General features: G+C 59.6%; 24 protein-coding genes. 12 read left to right on the top strand and 12 right to left on the bottom strand.

Going from position 1 to position 25,546, the window contains the following annotated elements; translation table 11 throughout:
* The first annotated feature begins 2 nt into the window (after positions 1 to 2).
* Genes AAEZ06_RS14855 through AAEZ06_RS14845 form a run of 3 tightly spaced genes read left to right on the top strand, consistent with a single transcriptional unit; the run spans position 3 to position 2,601 of the window.
* Positions 3 to 1,082 carry a COX15/CtaA family protein gene (locus AAEZ06_RS14855; protein ID WP_149412768.1) on the top strand — a complete coding sequence of 360 codons (1,080 nt, stop codon included), beginning with the start codon at positions 3 to 5 and terminating at the stop codon, positions 1,080 to 1,082.
* Positions 1,070 to 1,969 (top strand): heme o synthase, encoded by a 900-nt coding sequence (gene cyoE, locus AAEZ06_RS14850; protein WP_133100573.1) that lies wholly within the window; start codon positions 1,070 to 1,072, stop codon positions 1,967 to 1,969. The genes AAEZ06_RS14855 and cyoE overlap by 13 nt, the downstream gene beginning before the upstream one ends.
* Positions 1,966 to 2,601, top strand: coding sequence for an SCO family protein (locus AAEZ06_RS14845; protein WP_350615002.1), 636 nt, complete (start codon positions 1,966 to 1,968; stop codon positions 2,599 to 2,601). Before cyoE ends, AAEZ06_RS14845 begins: the two co-directional genes overlap by 4 nt.
* Positions 2,602 to 2,655: 54 nt before the next feature.
* Here AAEZ06_RS14845 and AAEZ06_RS14840 read toward each other — a convergent pair whose 3' ends face one another.
* Genes AAEZ06_RS14840 through AAEZ06_RS14830 form a run of 3 tightly spaced genes read right to left on the bottom strand, consistent with a single transcriptional unit; the run spans position 2,656 to position 5,162 of the window.
* Positions 2,656 to 3,429 (bottom strand): MetQ/NlpA family ABC transporter substrate-binding protein, encoded by a 774-nt coding sequence (locus AAEZ06_RS14840; protein ID WP_149412766.1) that lies wholly within the window; start codon positions 3,427 to 3,429, stop codon positions 2,656 to 2,658.
* 51 nt (positions 3,430 to 3,480) lie between these two features.
* A complete protein-coding gene (locus AAEZ06_RS14835) occupies positions 3,481 to 4,155 on the bottom strand; it encodes a methionine ABC transporter permease (RefSeq protein WP_149412765.1) in 675 nt (224 codons plus the stop codon).
* Positions 4,155 to 5,162 (bottom strand): methionine ABC transporter ATP-binding protein, encoded by a 1,008-nt coding sequence (locus AAEZ06_RS14830; protein ID WP_149412764.1) that lies wholly within the window; start codon positions 5,160 to 5,162, stop codon positions 4,155 to 4,157. Before AAEZ06_RS14830 ends, AAEZ06_RS14835 begins: the two co-directional genes overlap by 1 nt.
* Before the next feature lie 268 nt (positions 5,163 to 5,430).
* Here AAEZ06_RS14830 and katE point away from each other — a divergent pair, with 268 nt between their 5' ends.
* Complete coding sequence (katE, locus tag AAEZ06_RS14825) at positions 5,431 to 7,572, top strand: catalase HPII (RefSeq protein ID WP_149412763.1); 2,142 nt, start codon at positions 5,431 to 5,433, stop codon at positions 7,570 to 7,572.
* A 52-nt stretch (positions 7,573 to 7,624) separates the two neighbouring features.
* Here the strand turns inward: katE and AAEZ06_RS14820 are convergent, their stop codons facing one another.
* Genes AAEZ06_RS14820 through zur form a run of 4 tightly spaced genes read right to left on the bottom strand, consistent with a single transcriptional unit; the run spans position 7,625 to position 10,430 of the window.
* Positions 7,625 to 8,344: a PA5502 family lipoprotein gene (locus AAEZ06_RS14820; protein WP_350614999.1), complete on the bottom strand. Its 720-nt coding sequence runs from the start codon at positions 8,342 to 8,344 to the stop codon at positions 7,625 to 7,627.
* Positions 8,345 to 8,381: 37 nt separating this feature from the next.
* Positions 8,382 to 9,170: a zinc ABC transporter permease subunit ZnuB gene (gene znuB / locus AAEZ06_RS14815; protein WP_149412761.1), complete on the bottom strand. Its 789-nt coding sequence runs from the start codon at positions 9,168 to 9,170 to the stop codon at positions 8,382 to 8,384.
* A complete protein-coding gene (gene znuC / locus AAEZ06_RS14810; RefSeq protein WP_149412760.1) occupies positions 9,163 to 9,948 on the bottom strand; it encodes a zinc ABC transporter ATP-binding protein ZnuC in 786 nt (261 codons plus the stop codon). Before znuC ends, znuB begins: the two co-directional genes overlap by 8 nt.
* A complete protein-coding gene (gene zur / locus AAEZ06_RS14805) occupies positions 9,948 to 10,430 on the bottom strand; it encodes a zinc uptake transcriptional repressor Zur (RefSeq protein WP_149412759.1) in 483 nt (160 codons plus the stop codon). The genes znuC and zur overlap by 1 nt, the downstream gene beginning before the upstream one ends.
* Before the next feature lie 58 nt (positions 10,431 to 10,488).
* Here zur and AAEZ06_RS14800 point away from each other — a divergent pair, with 58 nt between their 5' ends.
* Positions 10,489 to 11,418, top strand: a complete 930-nt coding sequence (locus tag AAEZ06_RS14800; protein ID WP_350614996.1) for a zinc ABC transporter substrate-binding protein — start codon at positions 10,489 to 10,491, stop codon at positions 11,416 to 11,418.
* Between the two features lie 31 nt (positions 11,419 to 11,449).
* Here the strand turns inward: AAEZ06_RS14800 and AAEZ06_RS14795 are convergent, their stop codons facing one another.
* Positions 11,450 to 12,400, bottom strand: coding sequence for a homoserine kinase (locus tag AAEZ06_RS14795; RefSeq protein ID WP_149412757.1), 951 nt, complete (start codon positions 12,398 to 12,400; stop codon positions 11,450 to 11,452).
* A 56-nt stretch (positions 12,401 to 12,456) separates the two neighbouring features.
* Positions 12,457 to 12,747 (bottom strand): DUF2782 domain-containing protein, encoded by a 291-nt coding sequence (locus AAEZ06_RS14790; RefSeq protein WP_350614993.1) that lies wholly within the window; start codon positions 12,745 to 12,747, stop codon positions 12,457 to 12,459.
* Positions 12,748 to 12,821: 74 nt separating this feature from the next.
* Between AAEZ06_RS14790 and polA the strand changes: the two genes are divergently transcribed.
* Positions 12,822 to 15,593, top strand: coding sequence for a DNA polymerase I (gene polA, locus AAEZ06_RS14785; RefSeq protein WP_350614991.1), 2,772 nt, complete (start codon positions 12,822 to 12,824; stop codon positions 15,591 to 15,593).
* 288 nt (positions 15,594 to 15,881) lie between these two features.
* On the opposite strand, the gene yihA is transcribed toward polA, so the two are convergent.
* Positions 15,882 to 16,526 (bottom strand): ribosome biogenesis GTP-binding protein YihA/YsxC, encoded by a 645-nt coding sequence (yihA, locus tag AAEZ06_RS14780; RefSeq protein WP_149412754.1) that lies wholly within the window; start codon positions 16,524 to 16,526, stop codon positions 15,882 to 15,884.
* 192 nt (positions 16,527 to 16,718) lie between these two features.
* Here yihA and AAEZ06_RS14775 point away from each other — a divergent pair, with 192 nt between their 5' ends.
* From AAEZ06_RS14775 to AAEZ06_RS14750, 6 genes are all read left to right on the top strand, one after another.
* A complete protein-coding gene (locus AAEZ06_RS14775) occupies positions 16,719 to 17,009 on the top strand; it encodes a c-type cytochrome (protein ID WP_133100558.1) in 291 nt (96 codons plus the stop codon).
* A 46-nt stretch (positions 17,010 to 17,055) separates the two neighbouring features.
* Positions 17,056 to 17,670 carry a c-type cytochrome gene (locus tag AAEZ06_RS14770; protein WP_149412753.1) on the top strand — a complete coding sequence of 205 codons (615 nt, stop codon included), beginning with the start codon at positions 17,056 to 17,058 and terminating at the stop codon, positions 17,668 to 17,670.
* 200 nt (positions 17,671 to 17,870) lie between these two features.
* Complete coding sequence (locus AAEZ06_RS14765) at positions 17,871 to 18,506, top strand: thiol:disulfide interchange protein DsbA/DsbL (RefSeq protein WP_149412752.1); 636 nt, start codon at positions 17,871 to 17,873, stop codon at positions 18,504 to 18,506.
* A gap of 10 nt (positions 18,507 to 18,516) precedes the next feature.
* Positions 18,517 to 19,395: an endonuclease/exonuclease/phosphatase family protein gene (locus AAEZ06_RS14760; RefSeq protein WP_149412751.1), complete on the top strand. Its 879-nt coding sequence runs from the start codon at positions 18,517 to 18,519 to the stop codon at positions 19,393 to 19,395.
* Positions 19,392 to 21,497 (top strand): GGDEF domain-containing protein, encoded by a 2,106-nt coding sequence (locus AAEZ06_RS14755; protein ID WP_149412750.1) that lies wholly within the window; start codon positions 19,392 to 19,394, stop codon positions 21,495 to 21,497. The genes AAEZ06_RS14760 and AAEZ06_RS14755 overlap by 4 nt, the downstream gene beginning before the upstream one ends.
* A gap of 99 nt (positions 21,498 to 21,596) precedes the next feature.
* Positions 21,597 to 22,400 (top strand): N-acetylmuramoyl-L-alanine amidase, encoded by an 804-nt coding sequence (locus tag AAEZ06_RS14750; RefSeq protein ID WP_149412749.1) that lies wholly within the window; start codon positions 21,597 to 21,599, stop codon positions 22,398 to 22,400.
* Between the two features lie 22 nt (positions 22,401 to 22,422).
* On the opposite strand, the gene AAEZ06_RS14745 is transcribed toward AAEZ06_RS14750, so the two are convergent.
* Positions 22,423 to 24,210: a KinB sensor domain-containing domain gene (locus AAEZ06_RS14745; RefSeq protein WP_149412748.1), complete on the bottom strand. Its 1,788-nt coding sequence runs from the start codon at positions 24,208 to 24,210 to the stop codon at positions 22,423 to 22,425.
* A gap of 10 nt (positions 24,211 to 24,220) precedes the next feature.
* Positions 24,221 to 25,483: a sigma-54-dependent response regulator transcription factor AlgB gene (gene algB, locus AAEZ06_RS14740; protein ID WP_502948035.1), complete on the bottom strand. Its 1,263-nt coding sequence runs from the start codon at positions 25,481 to 25,483 to the stop codon at positions 24,221 to 24,223.
* Positions 25,484 to 25,546 lie beyond the last annotated feature (63 nt).

The raw sequence follows: 25,546 nt of genomic DNA, 5'->3' as shown, positions 1-25,546 counted from the left end.
TCATGGCCAAACCTGGATTTCGCCTCGCGTTGTTTGCCACCTTGCTCGCACTGATTGTGGTGCTGCTGGGTGCCTATACCCGGCTGACCCATGCCGGCCTTGGTTGCCCGGATTGGCCGGGCTGCTACGGCTTTATCAGCGTGCCGAACAGCGAAGCCCAACTGGCTCATGCCGAGCTGCATTTTCCGGACGCTCCAGTGGAGGCCGACAAGGGCTGGAACGAGATGCTCCACCGCTACTTTGCCGGCACGCTGGGGTTGTTGATCGCCCTGCTGGCCGCGCGCGCCTGGACCCATCGGCGTCATCCGGGGCAGCCATTGAAGTTGCCGTTGTTTCTGCTGGCGGTGGTGATCGCCCAGGCGGCGTTTGGCATGTGGACGGTGACCCTCAAGCTTTGGCCGCAAGTGGTCACCGGGCACCTGTTGGGTGGATTTGCGACCTTAAGCCTGCTGTTTTTGCTGACCTTGCGATTGTCTGGTGTGTTGCCGGCGCTGATTGTGCCCAGGCGCCTGCAATATTGGGCCACCGCCGGGTTGGTGCTGGTGATCGGTCAGATTGCCCTGGGCGGTTGGGTCAGCTCCAACTATGCGGCGGTGGCTTGTATCGACCTGCCCACCTGTCATGGGGAGTGGTGGCCGGCCGCTGATTTCGCCAATGGCTTTCACCTGACCCAGCACATCGGCCCCAATTACCTGGGAGGGCAACTGGACAGTGATGCGCGCACCGCGATTCACCTGACTCACCGGATTGGCGCCGTGATAGTCGCGGTCGTGTTGCTGGGCCTGGCCTGGCAGCTCAGGGCGGTCGGCATGACGCGCTTGGCTGGTCTGCTGCTGGTGGCGTTGACGGCACAGATCAGCCTTGGCCTGAGCAACGTCTATTTCCACTTGCCGCTGCCGGTGGCAGTCGCTCATAACGCCGGCGGCGCAGCTTTATTGCTGACGCTGGTATTGGTCAATTATCACGCACGAACCAGTCTGGTCCGGGTCAGGCATCAACTGCCGTGGGGCTGGCGCTTCAGCCCGCGTCGACAGGTTTCGGGCCTCATAACTATTAAAGGAGAGATGCCATGGCGACCTTGATCGGCGAGCGCCACAGTCAGGCGATCTGGCGTGATTACCTGGAGCTGACCAAGCCCAAGGTGGTGGTGCTAATGCTCATCACCTCGCTGGTGGGCATGTTCCTCGCCACTCGCGCCGGCGTGCCGTGGACGGTACTGATCTTTGGCAATCTGGGGATCGCCCTGTGTGCCGGCGGTGCGGCCGCGGTCAATCATGTGGTGGACCGGCGCATTGATGCGGTGATGGCGCGTACTCACAAGCGTCCGCTGGCCGAAGGTCGGGTATCACCGGCCGCTGCCCTGACCTTCGCCATGGCACTGGCGGTGGGTGGGCTTGCGCTGCTGCTGGCATTTACCAATCCGCTGGCGGCCTGGCTGACGTTGGCCTCGCTGCTGGGTTATGCGGTGATCTACACCGGCTTTCTCAAGCGGGCGACGCCGCAGAATATCGTCATCGGCGGCCTCGCTGGCGCCGCGCCGCCGCTGTTGGGTTGGGTGGCGGTCACCGGCCACGTCAGCGCCGAACCGTTGCTGCTGGTGCTGATCATCTTCGCCTGGACTCCGCCGCACTTCTGGGCCCTGGCGATTCATCGCAAGGAGGAATACGCCAAGGCCGATATCCCGATGCTGCCGGTGACTCACGGCGAGCACTACACCAAGGTGCATATCCTGCTGTACACCTTCGCGCTGTTGGCGGTCAGCCTGATGCCCTATGTCATCCACATGAGTGGGTTGCTGTACCTGGGATGTGCACTGGTTCTGGGCGGTCGCTTTCTGCAGTGGGCCTGGGTGCTGTACCGTGGTAGTCGGCCGCACGCGGCGATCAACACCTTCAAGTACTCTATCTGGTACCTGTTTTTACTGTTTATCGCCCTGCTCGTAGACCACTACTTATTGTTGAACCTATGACTCGAACTCAAAAAACTGTCTTTATTCTGGTGGCCCTGGTGGCGTTGATCATGGGCCTGACCGTTAACAAAGTACTGTCTGGCAAGGGCCAGGGCGATCCGACGGCGTTGATCGACGCAGGGATTATCCTGTTGCCGCAAAGTCGTCAATTGCCGCCCGTGACCATGACCAACCAAGACGGCCAGCCGGTGGTGATCAACGAGTTGAAGGACAAGTGGAGCCTGCTGTTCTTCGGCTACACCTTCTGCCCGGACATCTGCCCCACCACCCTCGCCCAGTTGCGGCAGCTCAAGAGTGAGCTGCCCAAGGATGTGGTGGATAAGCTGCAGATTGTCTTGGTCAGCATCGATCCCCATCGCGACACTCCGGCGCAGCTCAAGCAGTACCTGGGTTACTTCGACCCGCAGTTCCTGGGTCTGACGGGCGCCAATGTGGACGATGTGCAGAAAGTGTCCAACGCCGTGAGCATCCCGTTTATTCCTGCTGATACCAGCAAGCCCAACTACACCGTCGACCACAGTGGCAACCTGGCGCTAGTCGGCCCGGACGGTACTCAGCGTGGCTTTATCCGGGCGCCGCTGAACAACCAGAAGCTGGTGGCGCAGTTGCCAGGTTTGTTGCAGCGTAAATAAACAAAACCCCATCCGACGTAAGTAGGATGGGGTTTTTGTTGTTTCAGCTTTGGATCAGAACGCTGGCAATACTGCGCCTTTGTACTTCTCAAGAATGAACGCTTTCACTTCTGGGCTGTGCAGGGCTGCGACCAGCTTCTTCATGGCGTCCGAGTCCTTGTCGTCCGGGCGCGCTACCAGGATGTTGACGTAAGGCGAGTCGCTACCTTCGATCACCAGGGCGTCCTTGGACGGGTCCAGCTTGGCTTCCAGGGCGTAGTTGGTGTTGATCAGTGCCAGGTCGACCTGGGTCAGCACGCGCGGGATGGTGGCGGCCTCCAGTTCGCGGAATTTCAGGCCTTTCGAATTTTCGGTGATGTCCTTGATGGTCGACAGGATGTTGGTCGAGTCCTTCAATTTGATCAGGCCGGCTTTCTCCAGCAGCAACAGCGCACGGCCGCCGTTGGTGGCGTCGTTGGGGATCACCACATTGGCGCCGTCTGGCAGCTCGGCCAGGGACTTGTATTTGCTGGAGTAGACGCCCAATGGCTCCAGGTGCACACCGGCAACGCTCACCAGGTTTGTGCCCTTGGCCTTGTTGAACTCATTCAGGTACGGCTGGTGCTGGAAGAAGTTGGCGTCCAGGCGTTTTTCGGCCACTTGCACGTTCGGCTGAACGTAGTCGGTGAAGACTTTGACCTTCAGATCAACGCCTTCCTTGGCCAGTGCTGGCTTGATGAATTCGAGGATTTCGGCGTGAGGCACCGGCGTCGCGGCGACTGTCAGGGTCTCGGCGGCGTGGGCGGAAAACGCGGCAACGGCGGCAAAAGCAACCAGTAGTTTTTTCATCCAGCAAGCTCCTTATTCGGACATTGGCCAACTTTTGGCCGGGAATGGCCGTTATTTTCGAGAAAAGTGCGTCACCAGCTTGTCGCCGATGGTTTGTAGAATTTGCACCAGCACGATCAGCATCACCACGGTGACAACCATTACGTCGTCCTGAAAGCGCTGATAACCATAGCGGATTGCCAGGTCGCCCAGGCCGCCGGCACCCACCACGCCCGCCATGGCGGTATAACCCACCAACGCGATGGCTGTGACGGTGATGGCCGCGATGATGCCGGGACGCGCCTCGGGTAGCAGGGCGTTCATGATGATCTGCCGGGTAGTCGCGCCCATGGCCTGCGTCGCCTCAATGATGCCTCGATCCACTTCGCGCAGGGCGGTTTCCACCAGCCGGGCGAAGAACGTCGACGCGCCGACCACCAGCGGTGGAATCGCGCCGGCCACGCCCAGGGAGGTGCCCGTAAGGAAGACGGTGGTGGGAATCATCACAATCAACAGGATGATAAATGGCAGGGAGCGTATCGCGTTAACCACGAAGGCCAGTACCGAGTAGGTAGTTTTCTGCTCCAGCAATTGTCGTGGGCTGCACAGGAACAGCAGAATGCCCAGCGGCAGGCCTACCAGCACGGTGAAGAGCAGGGAGGTACTGAGCATGAGCATGGTGTCGCCGGTGGCGACCCAGATGTCCGTCCAGTCAACCTGGTCGAAGTAATGCAGTAAATCGTCCATTAACGCAGGATCTCCATGTGGACATCGGCCGCGGTGAAGCGGGTGAACGCTGCATCCATGTCGCCGCCGGTGATGGCCAGGGTCAGTTGCCCATAGGGAGTGTCTTTGATGTGGTCGATACGGCCGGCGAGGATGCTGTAGTCCACGCCCGTTTCGCGAGCGACAGTACCGAGCAGCGGCGCGTAGGTTGCTTCGCCCTGGAACGTCAGGCGCACGATGCGGCCAGGAACGTGGGCGAAGTCATCACGCTGCTCGCCTTCGTTGACCTGTTCGGACTCTTGCACGAAGCGTTTGGTGGTCGGGTGCTTGGGGTGCAGGAATACGTCAGCCACGGAGCCTTGCTCGACGATGACGCCGGCGTCCATCACAGCCACCTGATCGCAAACCCGACGGATCACGTCCATTTCATGGGTGATCAGCACGATGGTCAGCTTCAACTCGCGGTTGATCTCGGCCAGCAATTGCAGGACTGAGGCGGTGGTCTGCGGGTCGAGGGCGCTGGTGGCCTCATCGCACAGCAGGATTTTCGGCTTGGTGGCCAGGGCGCGGGCGATGCCGACGCGTTGCTTCTGGCCGCCGGACAACTGGGCCGGGTACTTCTTGGCGTGGTCCGACAGGCCGACACGCTCCAGCAATTGAGCAACACGCTGGTTGATCTCGCGGCGCGACAATTCGCCCGCCAGGATCAGTGGCAACGCCACGTTGTCGGCGACAGTCTTGGAGGCCAGCAGGTTGAAGTGCTGGAAGATCATCCCGACCTGCTGCCGGAAACGGCGCAAACCGTTGGCATCCAAGGCGGTGACTTCTTCGTCATCTACCTTGATCTGGCCACCACTTGGCTCTTCCAGGCGATTGATCAGGCGCAGCAGCGTGCTTTTTCCCGCGCCAGAGTGACCAATCAGGCCGAACACCTGGCCATTCTCGACCCGCAGGCTGGTGGGGTGCAGCGCGGGGATATCCTTACCGGCGACCCGGTAGGTTTTGTGGACGTTATGAAACTCGATCACGTAGCGAACCTTGTGGGGCGCATTAAAAAGGGATCAGCGGTTAGCCGGGCGCGCATTTTAGCCTGTCCGTATAGAGGCTCTTAGCATTTATTTCGCATCCGACCAGCGATTTGGCAATAACACGATCAAAGGTCATAAAAAAGGAACGGTCCAAAACAGTGTCAGTCACTACTTAAGCAACTCGAAATACCCAGGTGCCGTGCCTGGGGTTTTGCTCAAAAAGAGCCGGGGATCGCTCTGGCCTACGCAAACGAGGAGTTTTTGTCTGATGAGCACTAAAAAACCAGTGACCCCGCCCAAGAGCGAACTGGCGGGTACCGACACCCTGGACCGTGGCAACACCAATGAGAAGCTGCGCAGCCTGGAAAAATTCCGCTCCGACGCAACGGGCCAGGCGCTGCGTACCAATCAAGGTGTAAAAGTCTCCGACAACCAGAACAGCTTGAAGGTCGGCTCCCGAGGCCCTTCGCTGTTGGAAGACTTCATCATGCGTGAAAAAATCACGCACTTTGACCATGAGCGCATCCCGGAGCGCATTGTTCATGCCCGTGGCACCGGTGCTCATGGTTATTTCCAGACCTATGAAAACCATTCGGCGCTGACCAAGGCTGGTTTTCTGCGAGACCCTGGCCATAAAACCCCGGTCTTCACCCGCTTTTCCACTGTGCAGGGCCCTCGGGGCTCTGGTGATACCGTGCGTGACGTGCGCGGTTTTGCGGTGAAATTCTTTACCGAAGAAGGCAACTTCGATCTGGTGGGCAACAATATGCCGGTGTTTTTTATTCAGGACGCGATCAAGTTTCCCGACTTCGTCCATGCGGTAAAGCCTGAGCCGCATAACGAGATGCCTACCGGCGGTTCGGCCCACGATACCTTTTGGGACTTTGTTTCGCTGCAGCCGGAATCGGCCCATATGGTGATTTGGGCGATGTCTGACCGGGCGATTCCAAAAAACCTACGAAGCATGCAAGGTTTTGGCGTTCACACCTTTCGTTTGATCAACGCTGAAGGTAAGTCCAGCTTCGTCAAATTCCACTGGCGGCCGACCGTTGGCACCTGCTCGCTGGTGTGGGATGAGGCGCAAAAGCTTGCAGGTAAAGATGCCGACTACCATCGTCGCGACCTGTGGGAGTCCATCGAGGGCGGCGACTACCCGGAATGGGAGTTGGGCGTGCAGATCCTCGCCGAGGAAGACGAGCACACGTTCGACTTCGACATTCTCGACCCAACCAAGCTGATTCCTGAAGAACTGGTGCCGATCACGCCGCTGGGCAAGATGGTGCTTAACCGCAACCCGGACAATTTCTTTGCCGAAGTCGAGCAAGTGGCGTTCTGCCCTGGGCATATCGTACCGGGCATCGACTTCTCCAACGATCCGCTGCTGCAAGGCCGGCTGTTTTCCTATACCGACACGCAGATCAGCCGACTGGGCGGGCCGAACTTTCATGAGTTGCCGATCAATCGCCCGGTATCGCCGTTCCATAACGGCCAGCGCGATGCCATGCACCGCACTACCATCGACAAGGGGCGCGCCTCCTACGAGCCGAACTCGATTGATGGCGGGTGGCCGAAGGAAACCCCGCCGGCTGCGCAAGACGGCGGGTTTGAAACCTATCCAGAACGCGTCGATGCCCACAAGATCCGCGAGCGCAGTGAATCGTTCAGCGATCACTTCTCCCAGGCCCGGTTGTTTTTCCGCAGCATGAGCAAGCCCGAGCAGGAACACATCATTGCCGCCTACAGCTTTGAGTTGGGCAAAGTGGAGCGCGAGTTTATCCGTGCCCGTCAGGTCAACGAGATCCTGGCCAATATTGACCTGGAACTGGCCAAGCGTGTTGCGCAGAACCTCGGCTTGCCAGTGCCGAAAAAAGGCACGCTGCCTGAGCGCAAGACGGCTCCTGAGCGTTCGCCGGCGTTGAGCCAGGCCAACTTGCTTTCGGGTGATATCAAGACCCGCAAAGTGGCGATTCTGGCGGCCAACGGAGTTGATGGCGCAGCAATTGATGCGTTGAAGAAGGCGCTGATGGCGCAAGGTGCACACGCCAAGCTACTGGGGCCGACGTCGGCACCGGTGACCACCGCCGATGGCAAGAGCCTGCCGGTGGATGCGTCGATGGAAGGCTCGCCGTCTGTGGCGTTCGATGCCGTGTTTGTGCCGGGCGGAGCGAAGTCGGTGCAGGCGTTGAGCGGCGATGGCGTGGCTCTGCATTACCTGCTGGAGGCGTACAAGCATTTGAAGGCGATTGCGTTGGCCGGCGAGGCGAAGCAATTGTTGGATGTGTTGAAGCTGGAGGTGGATGCGGGGTTGATTGTCGGCGGGGATGCCAAGGCGTTGAAGGCGTTTTTTGCGGCGATTGCCCAACATCGGGTTTGGGATCGGGAGCCTAAGGCCAAGGCTATTCCGGCCTAAACTGCGATTAAAACTGTAGGAGCGAGCAAGCTCGCTCCTACAGTGATTGGCGTCAGTCCGGCTTGCGCGGAATCAGCACAACCTGAGCTGGGATATTTTTCAGAATTTGCCGGTGAATCTTCAGGTCATACCCCGAGTCAATCCGTTTCACCCGTTTGGTCAGCAAGGTGGCCAGCCACGGGTAATCCTCGGTGCGCGGCGCCTGGATGCTGACGTCGCACTGGTAATTCACCACATCGGTGGCAATCGCATCCAGTTGATGGCGCAATTTCTCAATGTCGGTGAGGTTCAGTGCCACGGTAGTGCTTTCAGCGGCCGGGTCGATGACCTTGGCCGGTGGCTTGGCTTCGGCAGCCTTCAGCGCGGCTTCGGCTTTATCCAGTTCCGCTTTACGGGCGTGGGCGATGGCGCTGTTGACGCCACCGGTCAGCGCCGGTGCCTTGGGCATCAACGCCCGGGCGCGGCTCAGGGCCGTGGCTGCGGCGTTGACATCACCTTTTTGCAGGACGATCTGGCTGCGCTGCAAGTAGGCTTCGGCCAATTGACGCTGATAGGGTTCCAGCGTCGGATCGTTAGGCGATTGGGCCTGCAACGCGGCAAGTTGATCTTCGGCGGTAGCCAGTTCGCTGCTGGCGAGGTTTTGTTCCAGCTGTGCGATGGCCGTAGCCCGCGCATCCGGAACCTCGGGGGCGACGGGCGGTGTGCTTTGGCAGGCGCCCAGCAGCAGGGAAAATGCGGCAAGGAGCAGATAACGGGAGGTGAACGGCTTCATTCCTGCGACTCTCTAATTGCGCAAAAAGCGAGCAAGTCTACACCCCTCGACGGGGCAGGACAAAACTCAGCAGAAACAGCGCGGCTGCCGTGACCACAATCGATGGCCCGGCCGGTGTGTCCTTGAACCAGGACAGCGCCAGACCACCACACACGGCAATCATCCCCAGCACGCTGGCGCCGGCCGCCATTTGCTCCGGAGAGCGGGCATGACGTTGGGCAGCTGCCGCGGGAATGATCAGCAGCGAGGTGATCAACAATACGCCGACAATCTTCATCGCGACAGCAATCACCACGGCGATCAGCAACATCAGGGTCATGCGTAGCGCTGCGACGGGCAGTCCTTCGACGGTGGCCAGCTCTTCATGGACAGTGATCGCCAGCAATGGGCGCCACAGGGTCACCAGCAAAATGAGCACCGCGGCGCTGCCGCCGAGGATCCAGGCCAGGTCGGTAGGGCTGATCGCCAGCAGGTCGCCGAACAGATAGGCCATCAGGTCGATCCGTACTTCATGCATGAAGCTTAGTACCACCAGCCCCAGCGCTAGGGTGCTGGGGGCGAGAATTCCCAAAAGCGTGTCGGACGCCAGTGGCTGGCGCTGTTGCAAAGTCACCAGCAGCACCGCCAGCAGCAGGCAGCCGACGGTCACGGCGATGGTGGGGCTGACGTCCAGCAAAAAGCCCATGGCCACGCCCAGCAGAGCGGCGTGGGACAAGGTATCGCCAAAATAGGCCATGCGTCGCCAGACCACAAACGAGCCCAGCGGGCCCGCCACCAGTGCCAGAGCCAAGCCTGCCAGCAGGGCGTAGAGCAGAAAATCAGCCATGCTTGCAGCTATCTCCGTGAACGTGGGTGTGGGGGGCCGGGGTTTCGTCGACCACTGCGCCATTCAGGTCATGGGCGTGATCGTGGCGATGGTGGTAGACGGCCAGGCTCTGGGCGTTTTTGCCGAACAGCTCGACAAAGGCCGGGTCGCCGCTGACTTGTTCCGGGTGGCCGGAGCAGCAAACGTGACGATTGAGGCACACCACTTGGTCAGTAGTGCTCATGACCAGATGCAAATCGTGGGAAACCATCAGCACGCCGCAGCCATGGCGGTCTCGCAGGCGGGTGATCAGGCTGTACAGCTCGGCCTGGCCGGCGACGTCGACGCCCTGCACAGGTTCATCGAGTACCAGTAACTGGGGTTCGCGCAACAGGGCGCGGGCCAGCAGCACGCGTTGCATTTCACCGCCGGAGATACTTTGCACCGGGCTGTCGATCACTTGTTCGGCGCCGACTTCCTTCAGGGCAGATTGGACACGGGCGCGGTCCACGCCAGGCACCAAACGCAGGAACCGCAATACCGATAGCGGCAAGGTCGGGTCGACATGCAGCTTTTGCGGCATATAGCCCACACGCAGCTTCGGTTTGCGCCAGACGCTGCCACGGTCGGGCTTGAGCAAGCCGAGTACGGCGCGCACCAGGGTGGTCTTGCCGGCACCGTTGGGGCCGATCAGCGTAACGATCTGGCCTGGCTCGACGCTCAAGTGGATGTTGTCCAGCACGCTTTGCCCGGCGAACGTGACCCCGACCTGCTCCAGGCGGATTAGCGCAGTGCTCATCAAGCCCCCTGACAACCCGAGCAGATGCCGACCACTTCGACGGTTTGCCCTTCGACGTTGAAGCCGACATCACTGGCGCTTTTGATGATGGCGTCGCTGATGATTTTTTGCTCAAGCTCGATGGCAGCGTGGCATTCGCGGCAGATCAGGAACTGGCCCTGGTGGGCGTGTTCCGGGTGATTGCAGCCGACAAAGGCGTTCAGTGAGGAGATGCGATGCACAAGGCCGTTCTCCAGCAGGAAATCCAGCGCCCGATAGACCGTCGGCGGTGCGGCACGGCGGCCGTCCTGTTCGCTGAGTACGCCAAGAATGTCGTAGGCACCCAGCGGCTTGTGGCTTTGCCAGACCAGTTCCAGCACCCGGCGCCGCAAGGCGGTCAGGCGCAGGCCTTGACGCGCGCACAGGGCGTCGGCCTCTGACAGCGCGCTGTGGACGCAGTGAGAGTGGTCATGGGGACGGCTGGCAAGCGGTGTTTTGGGCATGAGCGGCGACAGATATTTGTGAGAGACGTTATTATGTTACCTGTTCCTACGCCCTTGAGTGGTTATCGTGTCCCGACTTTTTCCCATTTTTGTCGTTTTCGTCACCAGTTTATTCATTACTGGCACCGCTCAGGCCGAGGTTCGGGTGCTTACCAGTATCAAACCCCTGCAACTGATTGCGGCCGCTGTGCAGGACGGCGTGGCGGTCCCAGAGGTGTTGCTGCCACCGGGAGCATCGCCTCATAACTACGCGCTGCGTCCTTCCGACGTACGGCGTGTGCAATCGGTGGATCTGATTTATTGGATCGGTCCCGACCTGGAAGGCTTTCTGCCGCGAGTCCTGAAAGGTCGCAGCTTGCCGACCGTGGCCATTCAGGACCTCCCAGGGCTTAAACTGCGCCACTTCGCCGACGATGGCCACTCCCACTCCGAAGATGGCGACGATCATGATCACGATCATCGCCCTGGCAGCCTTGATGCCCATTTGTGGCTATCACCGATCAATGCCCGGGTGATCGCAACGCGCATGGCGGCGGACCTCAGCGCTGCCGATCCGGCCAATGCCGAGCGTTATCAGAGCAACCTGCAAGCCTTTGACGGCCGTCTGGATGCCTTGGATGTGCGTTTGAAGGCGCGCTTGTCTGGCGTTGCCGGCAAGCCGTACTTCGTGTTCCATGAAGCGTTCGACTACTTTGAAGATGCTTACGGCCTCAAGCACACCGGCGTGTTCAGCGTGGCCGCTGAAGTGCAGCCCGGCGCACAGCATGTCGCGGCGATGCGTGCCCGCTTGCAGGAAGTTGGCAAGACGTGTGTGTTCAGCGAGCCGCCATTGCGTCCGCGCCTGGCGCAAACGTTGGTGGCCGGTTTGCCGGTGAAGCTGGCAGAGCTGGATGCATTGGGAGGGTACACGCCGGCTACCGCTCAGGGTTATGAGCAGGTGCTGCAGAAGTTGGGGAATGATCTAGCGGGGTGCCTGGAGTCGTTGTAGGAGCCAGGCAGGCCCCTGCAAAATCGGTTTGTTACAGGGCGAACGGCAGCGGTGTATTGACCTGCTGGCGTTGCGCCAAGTGCTGCTGAAGCTCTCGCGGGTCATGAATCAGCACGTCCTGGCCGGCAAACGTCTCGGCGGCGATCAGGCGTGACAGCCAGAAGCGTACGCAAGCCACTCGCAACATCGTCGGCCACAACTCGGCTTCCTTGGCGGTAAACGGTCGCAAACCTGCATAGGCTCCCAGCATCGCCCGTGCCCGTTGGCCATCAATCACACCGTCGGCATCCGAGCACCAGTCATTCAGGGCAATTGCCACGTCGTACAGCATCGGCCCCGAGCAGGCGTTGTAAAAGTCGATCAGCCCGGTCAGGTGCGTACCTTCGAACATCGCATTGTCGCGAAACAGGTCGGCGTGGATATTGGCCTGGGGCAGCGCCAGGATCTGCGCCTTGCGCTGCTGGATTTCGTCCAGTGCGTCCTGCAGCAGGCGGCGCTGTTCCTCATCGAGGTGCGAGATCAGCTGTGCACCTTCGTCGAGCATCCAGTCCAGCCCGCGATCAGTCTTGCGCTCCAGCACCTTGGCCTGGGTTGCTTGGTGCAGATGACCCAGCAGTTCACCCACTTGCGCGCAGTGCTGGGCGTTGGCGTCCTTGATGTGCTTGCCTGCCAGGCGTGGTTGCAGAAGTGCCGGTTTGCCGGCCAATTCCCGCAAGGCCACGCCGTCGGTGGTGCGCAGGGCATAAGGCACCGGAAGGCCGGCCTTGTGGAGCACGTCCAGCAGCTCGATGAAAAACGGCATTTCCTGGACGGGGCCGCGTTCAACCAGGGTCAGGACAAACTCGCCCTTTTCCAGGCTGATGAAGAAGTTGGTGTTTTCGCTACCAGCGGCAATCCCCTGGAAGTCAAGCAGGCGGCCGAGCCCGTAAGGGGCGAGAAAGGTTTCCAGCTCGGGCCGAGCCAGGGGGGTGAACACAGACATGGTTAAAACTGCCAGTACGGGCGCCACAGTGCGCAGCGCCGATTAAAGTTAAGAAATCATTTCCATTCGAAGATCTTCCATGACGGGATCAGCATATCCGGCTGGTCCGAGCGGATGAAGTTCGCATCGGTTCCGTCCGCGCGCACCAGAAAATAGGGTGGGGCACCCTTGACGGTGACCTTGATCGCATACAGGAAGCCGTTTTGGCGGTACTCCCGAATCTCCTTGTCGCCTTCGGTGCGGATGGTAACGTCCGGGTCTCCCGAGGGGACGGTGTCGGCCGCGATGGCAGCCATCGGAGCGATTGTAATCAAGCCGGTCAACAACAGGCGATTCAGTGCGCGCATGATAACCTTGTCCCTTTGTTGTCATTGGTCTGGCTATTCTAGCGCCTGACCCGCCGAAAAGGTTGATCCTGCTCATGAGCCAAGCCCCCCTCGTCCTGGTGGACGGTTCTTCTTACCTGTACCGCGCCTTCCATGCGCTGCCACCGCTGACCACCTCCAAAGGCCTGCCGACCGGTGCGGTCAAGGGCGTGTTGAACATGCTCAAAAGCCTGCGCAAGCAGTACCCGGACAGCCCGTTCGCGGTAGTGTTCGACGCCAAGGGCGGGACATTTCGCGATGACATGTATGCCGAGTACAAGGCCAATCGCCCGAGTATGCCCGATGACATGCGCGTGCAGATCGAGCCGCTGCATGCCAGCGTAATCGCCCTGGGTTTCCCCCTGCTGTGTGTCGAAGGCGTAGAAGCGGACGATGTGATCGGCACCCTGGCTCGCAGTAGCGCGGCCGCCGACCGGCCAGTGGTGATCTCCACCGGTGACAAGGACATGGCGCAGTTGGTCGACGGGCACATTACCTTGGTTAATACCATGACTGGTAGCGCCATGGACGTTGAGGGAGTGAAGGAAAAATTCGGTGTCGCTCCCGAGCAGATCATCGACTACCTGGCGCTGATGGGCGACTCGTCCGACAACATTCCAGGCGTCCCGGGTATTGGCCCCAAGACGGCTTCCGGTTTGCTGGTGGGGGTCAACGGTGGCTTGAAGGAGCTCTATGAGCAGCTCGATATTGTCCCGACACTGCCGATTCGTGGTGCCAAGGCCTTACCCGCCAAGCTTGAAGAGCATAAGGAGATGGCGTTCCTGTCCTACCAGTTGGCGACGATCAAGGTCGATGTGCCGCTGGATGTTGGCCTGGAAGACTTGCACCTGATCGAGCCGGATCGCGAGAAGCTGCTTGAGTTGTACACCTTGCTGGAATTCAAGAGCTGGTACGAAGATGTTCAGCGCGATGCCAAACGTGCCGGTCAGGACGTGATGGCACCAGTAGCTGACACAGTCGTTGTCGATACCGAGATCAAGTACGAAACCATCCTTGACCAGGCGCGTTTCGACGTCTGGCTGAAGAAGCTCGGCAGCGCCAAGTTGTTCGCCTTCGACACCGAAACCACCGGTATTGATGCGCAGCAGGCGCAACTGGTAGGCCTGTCTTTTGCAGTCGAGGCTTATGAAGCGGCCTACATCCCGTTGACCCACTCCTATATGGGCGTGCCTGATCAGCTGGATCGCGACACCGTGCTGCGCGCCTTGAAGCCCATTCTGGAAGACCCGGCCAAGCTCAAGGTCGGTCAGCACGCCAAGTTCGACATGAATATTCTGGCTAACTGCGCCATTGGCGGCGATCAGCGTTGCGGTATCACGGTGCAGGGCATTGCCTACGACACTATGTTGGAGTCCTACGTTCTCGACTCCACCGCGACCCGCCACGATATGGACAGCCTGGCCCTGAAATACCTGGGCCACAGCACTGTCAGTTTCCAGGACATTGCTGGCAAGGGTGCCAAACAGTTGACCTTTGACCAGATTTCCCTGGAGCAGGCCGGCCCCTACGCTGCCGAAGATGCCGATGTGACCTTGCGCTTGCATCAGACCCTGCATGCGCAACTGGCGGCGATCCCGAGTCTGGCAAGCGTGTTGTCGGACATCGAAATGCCGTTGGTGCCGGTGCTGGCACGTATCGAGCGCCAGGGCGCGCTGGTGGATGCCAAGTTGCTGGGTGTTCAAAGTGTCGAGCTGGGCGAGAAAATGGTCGCCCTGGAGCGCGAAGCCTTTGAAATCGCCGGTGAGGAGTTCAACCTAGGCTCACCTAAACAGCTGGGAGCGATTTTGTACGAGAAGCTCGGCTATCCGGTTCTCAGCAAGACTGCCAAGGGCCAGGCCTCCACCGCTGAAGCGGTGCTCGCCGAGTTGGCAGACCAGGATTTCCTGCTGCCCAAAGTGCTGATGCAATACCGCTCCATGAGTAAGCTGAAAAGCACCTACACCGACCGCCTTCCGGAGCAGATCAACCCGCGCACCGGGCGAATTCACACCTCTTATCATCAAGCGGTGGCGGCTACCGGACGCTTGTCTTCCAGCGACCCGAACTTGCAGAACATTCCGATCCGCACTGCCGAAGGCCGACGAATTCGTCAAGCCTTCGTCGCGCCCAAGGGCTACAAGCTACTGGCGGCGGACTACTCGCAAATCGAGCTGCGGATCATGGCTCACCTGGCCAAGGACGAAGGGCTGCTGCACGCCTTCCGCAATGACCTGGACGTGCACAAGGCGACAGCGGCGGAAGTGTTTGGCGTGGAACTGGACGCTGTTAACACTGATCAGCGTCGTAGTGCCAAGGCGATCAACTTCGGGCTTATCTATGGCATGAGCGCCTTTGGCCTGGCCAAGCAGATCGGCGTCGACCGCAAGCAATCGCAGGCCTATATCGACCGCTACTTCGCCCGTTACCCTGGCGTGCTGGCGTACATGGAGCGCACCCGCGCCCAGGCGGCCGAACAGGGTTATGTGGAAACTATTTTCGGTCGTCGCCTGTACTTGCCGGAAATCAACGCGAAAAACGCGGCCTTGCGCAAAGGCGCCGAGCGCACGGCGATTAACGCGCCAATGCAGGGCACGGCCGCTGACATCATCAAGAAAGCCATGGTGGCGGTTGATAACTGGCTGGCTGAGTCTGGCTTGGACGCCAAAGTCATCCTGCAAGTGCACGATGAACTGGTGCTGGAGGTTCGCGAGGATCTGGTGGACAAGGTTCGCGAGGAAATTCGCCTGCACATGAGCAGCGCAGCGACGCTGGATGTGCCGTTGTTGGTTGAAGTCGGGGTGGGCAATAACTGGGACGAGGCGCATTGATCAGTCGCCACGAAGGGCGTTTGCTGCGGCACGCTGTCGCGCAAACACGCCCTTTTGAGCTTTTTAGATCGGAAACAGCCGACGGTTATTTCCAATAGTTTCCCGGAGCGCCGGAACTTAACCGATGAAAAGTCACTCAGAGTTACTGAATGGGTGGTGAAGCCCTTCAATGCTCCTATGTTGTGTTAAGTGTTGGCAGATATCTGGATCCCGCCCTAGCGGTCCGGAACTTGGACCCCGAACTTCCCCTCCCCATGCGAAGTCCGGGGTTTTTTTTGCCTGTAGCTTTTACTCGCCAGCAGCTTCCGAACCCTTGTCCGCCAGCTCCATCCAGCCTGCCAGCACGGTGTAGGCGTCTTCCAGGCCCAGGCGTTTCGGCGCCGAGAACAGCTGGATCGTCACCGCATCACCCCAGCCTTTACGAATGTCCGCCTGCACTTTGAGCAGGGTGTTTTTTGCTGCGCCATAGGTCAGCTTGTCGGCCTTGGTCAGCAAAATGTGCATCGGCATGCCGCTGGCGACTGCCCAATCGAGCATTAGCAGGTCGAAATCGGTCATTGGATGACGGATGTCCATCATCAGAATCAGCCCCTTCAAACTCTCCCGACCACCCAGATAGGCTTCCAGGTGACGCTGCCAGTGCAGCTTCAGCGGGATAGGTACTTTCGCGTAACCGTAGCCCGGCAGGTCGACCAGACGCCGATCATCGTCTAGCTTGAAGAAGTTGAGCAGCTGTGTGCGCCCAGGGGTTTTCGAGGTGCGGGCCAGGCTGGCATGGGTCAAGGTGTTCAGCGCGCTGGATTTTCCGGCATTGGAACGGCCCGCGAAGGCGACTTCAAAGCCCTCGTCGTCGGGGCATTGGTCGACTTTGGCGGCGCTGAGCATGAAGGTGGACTGTTGGCACAGGCCGAGGATGGGGTTCTTGAGTTGCATGAGATTTCCGATGTGGGCGGTGCCGGGAATGGGTGCGGCAAGCGGTGTCGTTTCCGTTTCAGTAGCGCCAGTATATAATGCCGCAGATTTTGTGTGTGCTTTGTCCAAGCGAAGGATGAAGTTCGCGGGAGCGAAAGACCTATATTGCGCATTAGAACGCAAAACGCTCTCAAACCCTGTAAAGGTCGTCGTATGACGAAATGGCTGCTAGCTGCCGGTGTCTTGATGCCGTTTTACAGCGCTCAGGCTACACAGGATCCGGAAGCCATGTACAACCGCGCTTGCGTGGCCTGTCATGCCGGACAGTTGCCGACCGCCCCCAAACGGGGTGATCAGGCCGCTTGGGCGCCGAGACTGGCGCAAGGCATGGATACGCTGGTGCAGCACGTGACCCAGGGTTTCAAGGCGATGCCGCCGCGTGGTTTGTGCATGGACTGCAGTACCGAGGATTACCAGGCCATCATCCGTTGGATGAGCGAGTAAACCCGGTCCATAACTCTTTAACCCTTAGCCGTAGTTGGATTAGCTGATGAACAAACTGATCGTGAGTCTGCTGTTGACCTTGGGCATCACCGGTGTTGCCCATGCTGCAGGCGACGCCACTGCTGGCCAGGCGAAAGCCGCCGTATGTGGTGCTTGCCATGGACCGGATGGCAACAGCCCGGCGCCCAATTTTCCGAAGCTCGCAGGCCAGGGTGAAAAATACCTGACCAAGCAAATGCACGACATCAAGGACGGCAAGCGTACTGTCCTGGAAATGACCGGCTTGCTGACTAATCTCAGTGATCAGGATCTGGCGGATATCGCGGCTTATTACGCCAGTCAGGCAGGCAGTGTGGGTGCGGCCGATCCAAAAATTGTAAAACGCGGTGAGGCCTTGTTCCGTGGTGGTGATCTGGCAAAAGGCCTACCAGCCTGCACCGGCTGCCATTCGCCGGACGGTTCCGGCAACGCTGCCGCAGGCTTCCCGCATCTGGGTGGGCAGCATGCTACGTACATTGCCAAGCAGTTGACCGATTTCCGCAAGGAAGACGGCGGCCGTGCCAACGATGGCGATGCTCAAACCATGCGTACTATCGCCCGTAAGCTGAGCGACGAAGACATCGCTGCGGTATCGAGCTACATCCAAGGCCTGCACAAGTAAGGCCGGGATGACTAAACGTTGCGGGGCTATGCATCTCTTGCAACGTTAACGCTCGATTAATCTATCGATGCGAGCATAAAAAGGGTGGCTTAGGCCGCCCTTTTTTGTGGCTGCTACCGTTACACTAACGAACTCATGCCCGTGTAGACCTGTCTGAATAAAGGTCGCGCGAGGCGACTTTATTTGTCCAGGAGTAAAGCATGCGTAATCTGATCCTCAGCGCCGCTCTCGTCACTGCCAGCCTCTTCGGCATGACCGCGCAAGCCGCCGATGTGCCGCTTGAGGCGGGTAAAACCTATATTGAGTTAAGCAACCCAGTGCCGGTTTCCGTGCCAGGTAAGATCGAAGTGGTGGAGCTGTTCTGGTATGGCTGCCCGCATTGCTACTCGTTTGAGCCGATCATCAATCCGTGGGTCGAAAAGCTGCCATCGGACGTGAACTTCGTGCGTATTCCAGCCATGTTCGGCGGCGCATGGGATGCCCATGGCCAGTTGTTCCTGACCCTGGAAGCCATGGGTGTCGAGCATAAGGTCCACAACGCAGTGTTCGAGGCCATCCAGAAAGATCGCAAGCCACTGACCAAGGTTGACGATATGGCTAACTTTGTTGCCACCCAGGGTGTCGACAAGGACAAGTTTATTGCGACCTTTAACTCCTTTGCCATCAAGGGTCAGATCACCAAAGCCAAGGAGCTTGCGCAAAAGTACGGCGTGCAAGGCGTTCCAACTATGATCGTCAACGGCAAATATCGCTTTGACCTGGGCACTTCCGGTGGTCCGGAGCAGACCCTGAACATTGCCGACCAACTGATCGCCAAAGAGCGCGCAGCCAAGTAAGGGGCTCGCCATGCGGCGTTGGGGTACCGAACGCGTCGTAGGCCTGCATGATCCGCAGGTCAACGAACACCATCTGGAATCCACGGGCCTGCCGGCAGACAGCCGGCTGCGCCTGCTCAGCTTCAATATCCAGGTGGGGATCAGTACCGAGAAATATCGGCATTACCTGACCCGTGGCTGGCAGCACTTGCTGCCCCACAATGGGCGTGCCGGCAATCTGCAAAAGATTGGCGATCTATTGGGTGACTTCGACCTGGTAGCCCTGCAGGAGGCCGACGGCGGCAGCCTGCGCTCCGGCTATGTCAATCAGGTCGAGCACCTGGCCCAGTTGGGCGCCTTTCCCTACTGGTATCAACAACTCAATCGCAACCTCGGAAAACTCGGGCAGCACAGTAATGGTGTGCTCAGCCGTTTGAAACCGTGGGCGATCGAGGATCACCCGTTGCCAGGCCCCAAGGGGCGCGGTGCGATTCTCGTGCGTTTCGGCGAAGGGCCGGAGGCGCTGGTGGTGGTGATGATGCACCTGGCGCTAGGGGCTCGAGCCCGGACCATGCAATTGGCCTACATCCGTGAGCTGATTGGCGACTACAAACATCAGGTGCTGATGGGTGACATGAATACCCATGCCAGTGACCTGCTACAGAATTCCCCGTTGCGCGACCTTGGGTTGCTGGCTCCGCAAGTTGAAGCCACATTCCCCAGTTGGCGCCCGCAACGTTGCCTTGATCACATCCTGCTGAGCCCTACCCTGACACTCGAAAGCGTACAGGTATTGGCGCAACCCATCTCCGATCACCTGCCGGTCGCGGTAGAGATTCGTCTGCCGGGTTCGCTCACGGCTGATGCATTGCCCGCGTTGAGCCCTGGCCCTCGCGGACCCCTTGCATGAGCGACGACGCCCAGCGCTGGAAAGAAAAGTACCTGTTAAACATCGAGCAACAAGAAAAGCTCGAACGCCGTTGGGCCGCTCGTCTCGACCTGTTGCGTCGTGGCCTGGTGCGCAGCACGTTGGCGGCCGAGGGGACTGATCGGGCGGTTGACCAGTGCATGAAGGAGATGCGTGACGTCGTTCGCACCGACGACATGGACGCAGCATTGGCTGCTTTGTTGCCGCGCCTGGAAAAAGCGGTGCTGGACTCCGAGCAGCGCCGCGAAACCCGTGTTGATCAGATCGGTACGGCATTGACGGCGTTGGTGACTCAATTGCAGGCGTTGCCCTTGCCCCGCGAAGTGAGCCGCCCGCTGAAGAGCTTCGCCAAGCAGTTGGACAGTCGCGTTGGCCAGGCTCGGGAGATTCCGCTGCTGCTCAGTGAGCTGAGTGGCCTTCAAGGCCAAGCCTTGAATAACCTGGAGGTGGATGGCGAACCCGATCGCCCTGGGCTGTTGCAACGCCTGTTTGGCGCGAAAGAGGCCGCAGGAGAGGCGCCGCAGGTGGCAACGGTGGCTTTGCCGCGGCCTCCTGCTGCCCAGCCACAGCCTGCCGCCGAGGTAAGCCGCCCGCCCAAGCCGGCCCTGGCGCCTGAACTGACACAGGCGTTGCGGGCCTTTGCCCCGCTACCGCTGGCAGTTGCGACGCCTGTGGTCGTTGAGTCGGTACCTGATGCTGCGCGTGTGCCGATGATAGACACGGTCAAGGTCGCCAGCGATGCGCCGCAAACTCCCCGACTCATTGCCGCCGCGCCCCAGGCACCGCTCATCGATGTGCCGGTGCACGTCGCCGAAGTTTCAGAACAGCAGCAACCTGTCGATGTGGCGACTGATCTGCCATCGCAGAGTACCCTCGCCGCCATGGCGCCACCGCTGCAGGTCCAGGCCAGCGTGCCGGAACTGACGGTGATCGGTAGCCTGTCCTTGCCGCCGGTAATGGCTGAAGAGTCGATCGAGATAGACCCTGAAGGGCCGCAGCCAGAGGTGATTTACGCCCTGCCGGACTCCCCTGAGCCTTCCTACAGCTCAGTGGCCAAACACATTGAAGATACCCTGCTGGGCCTGCTGGAAGACCTGGCCTTGCCTGAACGTTACCGCCCCCAGGCCGAAGCCATGCGCGAGCGCCTCACCCATGGACTGAATTGGTACGAATTGTTGCCGATCCTCGATGATTTGGCCGTATTGATGCTGGCCATCACCGACAGCGGTCAGCACGAGTTCGAGACCTACCTCAAGCAGCTTAACGAGCGTCTTGAAGCGTTTCAGGGCAACCTGCAGGCCGCCAGTGACGGGCACGCCGACAGCCGCACGGCGGCACGGGAGCTGGATACGCAAATTCGCGAGCAGGTGGATGGCCTGCAAAGCAGCGTCCAGGAAGCTGCTGACCTGGACAGCCTCAAGCATGTGCTGGAAAGCCACCTTGAAGGGTTGCTGGGCACTATGGACCAGCACCAGCAGCAGCGTGACCAGCGCGAGCACGAAGTCGCCGCGCGATTGCAGGGTTTGGCGGAACGAGTCGCCAACATGGAGCAGGAGGCCTTGGGCTATCGTGAGCACCTTGAGGTGCAGCGCCAGAAAGCCTTGATCGATCCGCTTACCGGATTGCCCAACCGCGCTGCCTGGAGCGAACGTCTGGAATATGAAGTCAACGCTTGGCATCAGTGCGGCAATAGTCTGTCACTGGCGATGCTGGACCTGGATCACTTCAAACGCATCAATGACAGCTACGGCCACCTGGCCGGCGACAAGGTGCTGAAAATCATTGCCAGCGTGCTGAGCAAGCGCTTGAGGCCAACTGACTTTATCGCGCGTTTTGGCGGTGAGGAGTTTGTCCTGCTGATGCCTGATTCAACCGTGGTCGAGGCGTTGGCGTTGGGTGAAACCCTGCGTGCTGCCATCGAAGCCTGTCCGTTTCACTTCAAGGGCGAGCGAGTGACAATCACGATGTCTATCGGCATGGCGCAGTTTCAGTCTGGAGAACGCAGTGACTTGGCGCTCAAGCGTGCCGACGAGGCGCTATACCGGGCCAAGGCCGCAGGGCGCAATCAGGTGCAGATGGCCTGAAAAATGTTCCATTTTGTATAAAAGCTGGCTTTTGGCTTCTTGGCGGCAAGCGGTACGTTACACTGTTGCATTATCGTCTTTAGTGTACTGTTTGCTGCCATGAAATTTCTGTGCTCTGCCTTTCTGTTTTTGATGCTCGCCGGCTGCGCGAGCGGTCCTCGCCTGGATACCAGCCATCCTTCGGCGAATTACGACAACCGTGTGCAGTTCGTCATCGTGCACTATACGTCGACTTCCTTGGAACGTTCGCTGGCGCTATTGACTCATGGCCAGGTCAGCAGCCATTACCTGATTGGCGACGATGCGTCTGCCACCATTTATAAGTTGGTGGATGAAAGTCAGCGTGCCTGGCACGCCGGAGAAAGCGAATGGCTGGGCCGCACTTGGCTCAACTCCAGCTCCATCGGAATCGAGATCGTCAATCAGGGTTATCGCGATACGCCGACGGGCCGTGTCTGGTATCCCTATTCCGAGGCGCAGGTCCAGTCGTTGGTGATCTTGCTCAAGGACATCAGCAAGCGGAACAAGATTGACCCGCGCTACATCATTGGCCATAGCGACATCGCGCCACTGCGCAAACTGGATCCTGGTCCGTTGTTCCCCTGGAAACGCCTGGCCGATGAAGGGCTTGGGGTTTGGCCGGACGCCCAGGTAGTCGCGGGCTTTCAAGCGCAGTATGCCAACGAGCTGCCGAGTATTACCTGGTTTCAGGAGGAGTTGGCGCGACTGGGCTACGCGACGCCGCAAACAGGCGAGCTGGATGTGGCCACGCGGCACGTGCTGGCGGCGTTCCAGATGCATTTCCGAGCGTCGCTGTTTGACGGGACACCGGACGCCGAAAGCGCGGCGATTTTGCAGGCGTTGAACGGGCGTCAGCTGCACGCTTCAAGCGGCACGCTATAAGCTTGAACCCTGCCGTTCAAGCTTATAGCGGCAACGCCATGTAAAACTGCGTCCCCTGCCCTGGCCGCGAGTACACCCCCATGCGGCCGCCGTGCAGTTGCACGATCTCCTTGCACAGCGCCAGGCCAAGGCCGGCGCCGCCTTTCTTGCGTCCCACCTGAACAAAGGGTTCGAAGATTCGCCCCTGCTGTCCATAGGCGATGCCTTCGCCATTGTCTTCGACGCTGACAATCACCCGCTCGCCATGGCGGCGTGCCTGCAAGCGGATTTGTCCGCCTTCGGCGGTGTGCCGTAAGGCATTGCCCAGAAGGTTGTCGAGCACTCGTTCCAACTGCGCTTGATCGGCGTGCAACCTGGGGAGTTGGGATTGCTCTTCGATCAGTAACTCAATGTTTTGCACATTAGCCTGCTCGGTAAACCGGGCGCGGGCATGTTCAAGCAGATCGGTGATATCGCAGGGCGCCAGGGTGAGTTTTTGCAGGCCGTTCTGGTAGCGGGAGAAGTTCAGCAAGTCGTTGATCAACTGCATCAGACGCTGCATTTCTTCATTCACCGTGCTCAGCAGGTCGGCTTCGCGAGACTCGGGAGGGAACTTCGCCCGCTCCTGGAACAGCCCGAACGCCATATGCATGCCGGTGACCGGTGTGCGCAACTCATGGGAGGCGCGCAACACGAATTCGCTGCGCACCCGCTCGAAGGCCCGTTGCTCGGTGACGTCATGCAGCACCATCACCGCTCCCAGGATATGCCCTTGGGTATGGCTGACGGGCGTCAGGCTGTAGGTCAGCAGACGCAGTTCACCTTCAACCTCTACTTCCAAGTCTTCAGGCGCCCGTTCCAGGTTGCCGCCGCGAAGTACCAAGTGCAGTTGTTCATCCAGCTCAGGACGCCCGAGAGCTTCGCCAAGGCTCAGTCCCAAGCGGTCTGCGTCCCAACCCAACTGGCGCTGTGCCACTGGGTTAAGGTGCTCCAGGTGCCCCTGGCGGTCAATCATCAACAAACCGTCGTCGATGCTGTCGAGAACCGCCTGCAGGCGTTGCTGACCGGCGAGCAGCTCATCGATGTTGGTTGCCTGATGCTGGCGCAAGGCTTCGGCCATGATGCCGAAACGCCGGGTCAGCAGGTTCATCTCTGCCGCCGAGGAGATGGGCAGCGTTACCTCGAAATTACCTTGGCCGATCTTGTCGGCGGCCTTGGCTAACGCCTCGATAGGCCCGCCAAAACGTTGGGCGATGCCGTGGGCGGTGATGAAGCCGATGATCAGCACGGCCAGCCCCACCAGCCCCAGTAGGCCAGCAATCAATAGCGCCCGTTCCCTTGACTGTTGTTCAGTATCGTTGATGTTTTCCAGGGCTTTCTTGTGTTCGCTGATCAGGCCGTTGCGCAACACGTTGAAGCTTGCGGTGAGCTTGTCGTTGTTGCGCAGCGATGGCGACGTATTTTCACTTTCTTCGAAGGCTTGCAGGAAGTTCAGATAATCGGTTTTAGCCTGGGTAAAGCTGTTGTTCTTGGCATCCTTGCGTTCGTGTTCGATGCCTTGCGCCAGCAGGGTGAAATACTGCTGCTTGGACGCTTGTAGTGTGGCCTGGTCCGGCCGCTCGTTGAGCATGATCATTAACTGGTCACCCAGAGTCTGGCGCAGCTTTAGCCCCAGGTCCAGGGTGATGAAGTTACTGCGGATCAGTGATTCCTGGGTCTTGGCCATTCGCATGACACTCACCAGACCCAGCAGCAACCCGAGCAGGGCAACGGTGATCAGAGCTGAAATACTCAAGAACAACCGAGTGCGCAGTTTCATCGCAAGCTTCATAGAGTACAGCTCACAGGTTGTATTGTTTGCGTTTGCGGTACAGCGTCGACGCATCAATGCCGAGGGTTCTAGCCGCCTGGTCAAGGGTGTCGCTGGTGGCCAGCACTGCACCGATGTGAGCTTTCTCCAGTTCATCCAGGCTCAGCGCTGCGCCGATGCGCGGTGAGTTGTTGGCCGGTTGCTCGGCCATTCCCAAGTGGCTGATCTCAACCTTTTCCTGGGGACAGATGATGCTGGCGCGCTCGACCACGTTGCGCAGTTCGCGGATATTGCCTGGCCAACGGTAGTTGAGCAGCGCCTCACGTGCTTCATCGCTGAAGGCCCGTGCCGGTCTTGCGTATTCCTTGACGAAGCGCGCGAGGAAACGCTCGGCGAGCGTGAGGATATCTTCACTGCGTTCGCGCAGGGGCGGCAGATGCAACGTGATGACGTTCAGGCGATACAACAAGTCTTCACGGAAACGACCGTCGCGGACCATGTCTTCCAGGTTTAGGTTGGTAGCGGCCAGAATGCGCACGTCGGCGCGACGGGTCACCGGATCACCGACTCGCTCATACTCCTTGTCCTGGATGAAACGCAGCAATTTTGGTTGCAACGTTAGTGGAAAGTCGCCGATCTCGTCGAGAAATAGCGTGCCGCCATCGGCCTGGTTCACACGGCCCAAGGTACTTTCGCTGGCCCCTGTAAACGCGCCACGGCTGTGACCGAACAATTCGCTTTCCATCAACTCGGCCGTCAGCGACGGGCAGTTGATGGTGACGCAGGATTTCTTCGCCCGTTTGCTCCAGCCGTGGATCGCTCGGGCCAGTTCACCTTTACCGGTGCCGGATTCGCCGAGGATCAGGATGTTGGCGTCGGTACCGGCCACCTGACGAGCAGTCTCCAGCACCACCATCATCGCCGGGCTATGGGAGTCGAGGCCGTCCTTGGGCTGGCGCACTTCGCCTTCCAGGGCCTCCAGGCGTGCCGAGAGTTGGCGCACTTCCAGTTGTTTAGCCGTGGCCAGGCGCAGTTGATCGGGGCTGCAGGGTTTGACGAGGTAATCGGCAGCCCCGGCTTGAATGGCGTCCACTGCGGTGTCGACAGCAGAGTGGGCGGTGACGATGACCACGCGCATCCACGGCGCCTGGATACGCATTTGCGCTAGCACATCAAGGCCGTTGTCTTCACCCAGGCGCAGGTCCAGGAAGCACAGGTCGAAAACTTGACGTTGCAGCAAGGCATCGGCCTGGGCCGCGCTGTTGGCGGTAGCTACGGTACCTGAATTCAACACATAAGTGCAACGCTCACCCCTGTATGCACTTCGTACGGCGTCTTCCAGCCCAAGCGCTTGCGC

It is taken from the genome of Pseudomonas sp. HY7a-MNA-CIBAN-0227 (genome assembly GCF_040310325.1).
GTDB lineage: Bacteria > Pseudomonadota > Gammaproteobacteria > Pseudomonadales > Pseudomonadaceae > Aquipseudomonas.
Note: the sequence above shows the minus strand (reverse complement) of the source record. Positions and strands in the feature narration are given on the sequence as shown.